We start from the raw sequence: 4,780 nt of genomic DNA, 5'->3' as shown, positions 1-4,780 counted from the left end.
ATGAAGACGGCTTACGCCACCATCAAAGGTATTGAGGTGATGCGTGCACTACGCAAAGGCCAGGCCTCAGCATTTTATTATGGTGATCCCCTGGGCGAAATGCGCCTGGTAAGCAGAGTTTTTGAAACGTAAGGCCTTTGAATAAGACAAAAGGCTGCCTCATCGCTAACTTTGCAACAGTGCCGTTGCTCTCAGAGTTGTCGTAATTTGATGGACTATTGTCGTAATTGCTTATGGAGTTGTCGTAGTTGCTTGGAGAAATGTCGTAGTTGGATGGGGAGTAGTCATAGGGAAGACGAGCTTCATCCACTAAAACAATTGGCAGGTCAGCAAGTGCCTGCCCCGATGCCATCGCAAGTACGAGGCTTAGAACCACCTTCAACAGATCGCGCATAGTCTTCCCCAGCTCTCTAACGCTTGAGTTAAGCCGCGCCGCGAAGCGGCGTCGGCTTGAACGAATTGTTAGACATTATTTGCCGACTACCTTGGTGATCTCGCCTTTCACGTAGTGAACAAATTCTTCCAACTGATCTGCGCGCGAGGCCAAGCGATCTTCTTGTCCAAGATAAGCCTGCCTAGCTTCAAGTATGACGGGCTGATACTGGGCCGGCAGGCGCTCCATTGCCCAGTCGGCAGCGACATCCTTCGGCGCGATTTTGCCGGTTACTGCGCTGTACCAAATGCGGGACAACGTAAGCACTACATTTCGCTCATCGCCAGCCCAGTCGGGCGGCGAGTTCCATAGCGTTAAGGTTTCATTTAGCGCCTCAAATAGATCCTGTTCAGGAACCGGATCAAAGAGTTCCTCCGCCGCTGGACCTACCAAGGCAACGCTATGTTCTCTTGCTTTTGTCAGCAAGATAGCCAGATCAATGTCGATCGTGGCTGGCTCGAAGATACCTGCAAGAATGTCATTGCGCTGCCATTCTCCAAATTGCAGTTCGCGCTTAGCTGGATAACGCCACGGAATGATGTCGTCGTGCACAACAATGGTGACTTCTACAGCGCGGAGAATCTCGCTCTCTCCAGGGGAAGCCGAAGTTTCCAAAAGGTCGTTGATCAAAGCTCGCCGCGTTGTTTCATCAAGCCTTACGGTCACCGTAACCAGCAAATCAATATCACTGTGTGGCTTCAGGCCGCCATCCACTGCGGAGCCGTACAAATGTACGGCCAGCAACGTCGGTTCGAGATGGCGCTCGATGACGCCAACTACCTCTGATAGTTGAGTCGATACTTCGGCGATCACCGCTTCCCTCATGATGTTTAACTCCTGAATTAAGCCGCGCCGCGAAGCGGTGTCGGCTTGAATGAATTGTTAGGCGTCATCCTGTGCTCCCGAGAACCAGTACCAGTACATCGCTGTTTCGTTCGAGACTTGAGGTCTAGTTTTATACGTGAACAGGTCAATGCCGCCGAGAGTAAAGCCACATTTTGCGTACAAATTGCAGGCAGGTACATTGTTCGTTTGTGTCTCTAATCGTATGCCAAGGAGCTGTCTGCTTAGTGCCCACTTTTTCGCAAATTCGATGAGACTGTGCGCGACTCCTTTGCCTCGGTGCGTGTGCGACACAACAATGTGTTCGATAGAGGCTAGATCGTTCCATGTTGAGTTGAGTTCAATCTTCCCGACAAGCTCTTGGTCGATGAATGCGCCATAGCAAGCAGAGTCTTCATCAGAGTCATCATCCGAGATGTAATCCTTCCGGTAGGGGCTCACACTTCTGGTAGATAGTTCAAAGCCTTGGTCGGATAGGTGCACATCGAACACTTCACGAACAATGAAATGGTTCTCAGCATCCAATGTTTCCGCCACCTGCTCAGGGATCACCGAAATCTTCATATGACGCCTAACGCCTGGCACAGCGGATCGCAAACCTGGCGCGGCTTTTGGTACAAAAGGCGTGACAGGTTTGCGAATCCGTTGCTGCCACTTGTTAACCCTTTTGCCAGATTTGGTAACTATAATTTATGTTAGAGGCGAAGTCTTGGGTAAAAACTGGCCTAAAATTGCTGGGGATTTCAGGAAAGTAAACATCACCTTCCGGCTCGATGTCTATTGTAGATATATGTAGTGTATCTACTTGATCGATCAGGCTTTTGTATATCTCCCCACCACCTGAAACAATGACATGATCCGTTATTTTCTTTAGGTTGGTTAAAGCATCTTTAATTGATGGAAAGATCAATACGTTCTCATTGTCAGATGTAAAACTTGAACGTGTTACGACCGCATACTTTCGGTTGGGTAATGCTCCCATTGATTCAAAAGTCTTGCGTCCAACCAACAGCCATTGGTTATAGGTAATAGCTTTAAACAGGAGCTGTTCACCTTTGGCACTCCATGGAATATCAGGGCCATTCCCGATAACTCCATTCTTCGATATAGCTACCATTAGTGATAGTTTCACAATTCTTCCTCAGAGGTTAACATTTTATTAGTAAGCATGCTCGTTTTGTCACCCGCTGATGCTTACCGTTAATTAATATAATCACTTGTATTAAATAGACTTTCTTTAAAAATACAAGACACTCTGTTATTACAAATCGTGCATGCCGTCTATCCTGCTTGCACGATGCACATTATCTCACCCAAAGAACTCATAACATTTTAATTTATTTAGCATTAAATTAAAACTCTACCGGTAAACAAGCATCTCTAGGCGTAAAAAACAGGCACTTTTTTAAATCCCAGCTAGAATAGGCTGTATAGGCAGACAGTTGCAAGACAAGGAGCGTTTTATGTCTAACAGTCCATTTTTAAATTCTATACGCACGGATATGCGACAAAAAGGTTATGCGCTGAAAACTGAAAAAACTTACCTGCACTGGATTAAGCGTTTTATTCTGTTTCACAAAAAACGTCATCCTCAGACCATGGGCAGTGAAGAGGTCAGGCTGTTTTTATCCAGCTTAGCAAACAGCAGACATGTAGCCATAAACACGCAGAAAATCGCTTTAAATGCCCTAGCTTTTTTGTACAACAGGTTTTTACAACAGCCGTTGGGCGATATTGATTATATCCCTGCAAGCAAGCCTAGACGGCTACCCTCTGTTATCTCTGCAAATGAAGTGCAACGCATTTTGCAGGTTATGGATACTCGCAACCAAGTTATTTTTACGCTGCTGTATGGTGCAGGTTTGCGCATTAATGAATGCTTGCGTTTGCGGGTTAAAGATTTTGATTTTGATAATGGCTGCATCACTGTGCATGACGGTAAGGGTGGGAAAAGCAGAAACAGCCTACTGCCCACGCGCCTAATCCCAGCAATAAAATAACTCATTGAGCAAGCGCGGCTTATTCAGCAAGACGACAACTTACAAGGCGTAGGGCCATCGCTGCCTTTTGCTTTAGATCACAAATACCCTTCTGCTTATCGACAAGCGGCGTGGATGTTTGTCTTTCCCTCCAGCACGCTCTGCAACCACCCGTATAACGGCAAATTATGCCGCCATCATCTGCATGACTCCGTTGCGCGAAAGGCATTGAAGGCAGCCGTACAAAAAGCAGGCATCGTTAGCAAGCGTGTCACTTGTCATACATTTCGTCACTCGTTTGCTACGCATCTATTACAAGCGGGGCGTGATATTCGCACTGTGCAAGAACTCTTAGGGCATAACGATGTTAAGACCACGCAAATCTATACGCATGTGTTGGGTCAGCATTTTGCCGGCACCACCAGTCCTGCGGATGGACTGATGCTACTTATCAATCAGTAAAAGTAGATAAATATCTTTATGTAGCCCTGAGTAGCCCCTGATACTTTTTATGGTGAAAAAGATAAACAATCATAGAGGGGATAAATATGAGCCAGTTCTACCATTGTTCAGATAAGTTTAAGCAAGATACTGTCAATCACAGTGACCATTCATGGTCATTACACTTCCTCCAGTTGCCAGACAATGCCTAACATAAAAACGCAAAAGCCCAAAAGTCAGAGCTTAGGTGTTCTAGGCGTTTTCTAAGCGCTGAAGAAATACGTCTTACCGTAGATTGCGTGCGTTTCTGAAGCACATTTTCCTTATACATGGCTTTATCCCAGGCAGCTTCATCAAGCTCTTGGAGTAACAAGCCAGTAATAATGCGACACTCTCGGGTTTGTAGCGAGCCGCTGGTGAGATCGGAGTTATAGCGGAAAGGGGTCATTTGTAATTATTTGTGGGTGGAGGATAGTTAACTTATTATTGTAGTTGGAAGAGGCTGCTTTCCAAACATTAGCACCTCGTAATGCTTGTTACTGTATATTAATTTATGCTCTTAGCGCATGTTAATGGGCTATTACAATGCATAATGTCCACATCAAGATAACTGTGGCTTAACACCTGTACAAGCGAAAAAAATCAATCACCTGTCCGGAAATACGGGATCACTGTAAAGTGTTGGTGAGGCAGTCTAGGAGGGGGATTTAATTTGGGATACTGATGAAAGGATTATGATCAGTTGGATATAGGATCGTACTAAGCTGAGCGGCAGGTTAGCTAGATTAGTTAACCAGATAAGTGAAATCTAGTTCCCATCTATTTTGTCATTTTTAATTTTCGTATTAGCTTACGACGCTACACCCAGTTCCCATCTATTTTGTCACTCTTCCCTAAATAATCCTTAAAAACTCCATTTCCACCCCTCCCAGTTCCCAACTATTTTGTCCGCCCACAGGCGTGGCGGCCAGGGCCGATGAACGCAAGAAGCTCGAACGGCTGTGCCGGTACATCAGCCGCCCGGCGGTATCCGAGAAGCGGCTGTCGTTAACACGAGGCGGCAACGTGCGCTACCAGCTCAAGA

At 46.0% G+C, this 4,780-nt stretch carries 3 protein-coding genes and 4 pseudogenes; 3 read left to right on the top strand and 4 right to left on the bottom strand.

The genetic code is table 11. The annotated features are described in order from the left end of the window. A pseudogene (locus FTT83_RS15495) lies at window positions 1–132 on the top strand (IS6 family transposase); the annotation flags it as partial. A 290-nt stretch (window positions 133–422) separates the two neighbouring features. Here the strand turns inward: FTT83_RS15495 and aadA1 are convergent. From aadA1 to dfrA1, 3 genes and pseudogenes are all read right to left on the bottom strand, one after another. Then, window positions 423–1,258: pseudogene (aadA1, locus tag FTT83_RS15485) on the bottom strand (ANT(3'')-Ia family aminoglycoside nucleotidyltransferase AadA1). A 57-nt stretch (window positions 1,259–1,315) separates the two neighbouring features. Then, the gene (sat2, locus tag FTT83_RS15480; protein ID WP_000704156.1) at window positions 1,316–1,840 is read right to left on the bottom strand and encodes a streptothricin N-acetyltransferase Sat2; all 525 of its coding nucleotides are present in this window, start codon (window positions 1,838–1,840) and stop codon (window positions 1,316–1,318) included. Between the two features lie 94 nt (window positions 1,841–1,934). Next, a complete protein-coding gene (gene dfrA1 / locus FTT83_RS15475) occupies window positions 1,935–2,408 on the bottom strand; it encodes a trimethoprim-resistant dihydrofolate reductase DfrA1 (protein ID WP_000777554.1) in 474 nt (157 codons plus the stop codon). Between the two features lie 331 nt (window positions 2,409–2,739). Between dfrA1 and intI2 the strand changes: the two are divergent. Next, window positions 2,740–3,717: pseudogene (intI2, locus tag FTT83_RS15470) on the top strand (class 2 integron integrase IntI2). A gap of 187 nt (window positions 3,718–3,904) precedes the next feature. Here intI2 and FTT83_RS15465 read toward each other — a convergent pair. Next, the gene (locus FTT83_RS15465) at window positions 3,905–4,144 is read right to left on the bottom strand and encodes a BrxA family protein (protein WP_001353740.1); all 240 of its coding nucleotides are present in this window, start codon (window positions 4,142–4,144) and stop codon (window positions 3,905–3,907) included. A 509-nt stretch (window positions 4,145–4,653) separates the two neighbouring features. On the opposite strand from FTT83_RS15465, the pseudogene FTT83_RS15460 reads away from it, so the two are divergent. Next, window positions 4,654–4,780, top strand: a pseudogene (locus FTT83_RS15460) (transposase); the annotation flags it as partial.

Source organism: Acinetobacter sp. YH01018, assembly GCF_013420295.1.
Classification (GTDB): domain Bacteria; phylum Pseudomonadota; class Gammaproteobacteria; order Pseudomonadales; family Moraxellaceae; genus Acinetobacter.
Note: the sequence above shows the minus strand (reverse complement) of the source record. Positions and strands in the feature narration are given on the sequence as shown.

Excerpts from the sequence above, each read along its gene's own strand:
- sat2 (WP_000704156.1), bottom strand. The coding sequence starts at position 1,840 with ATGAAGATTTCGGTGATCCCTGAGCAGGTGGCGGAAACATTGGATGCT.
- FTT83_RS15465 (WP_001353740.1), bottom strand. The coding sequence starts at position 4,144 with ATGACCCCTTTCCGCTATAACTCCGATCTCACCAGCGGCTCGCTACAA.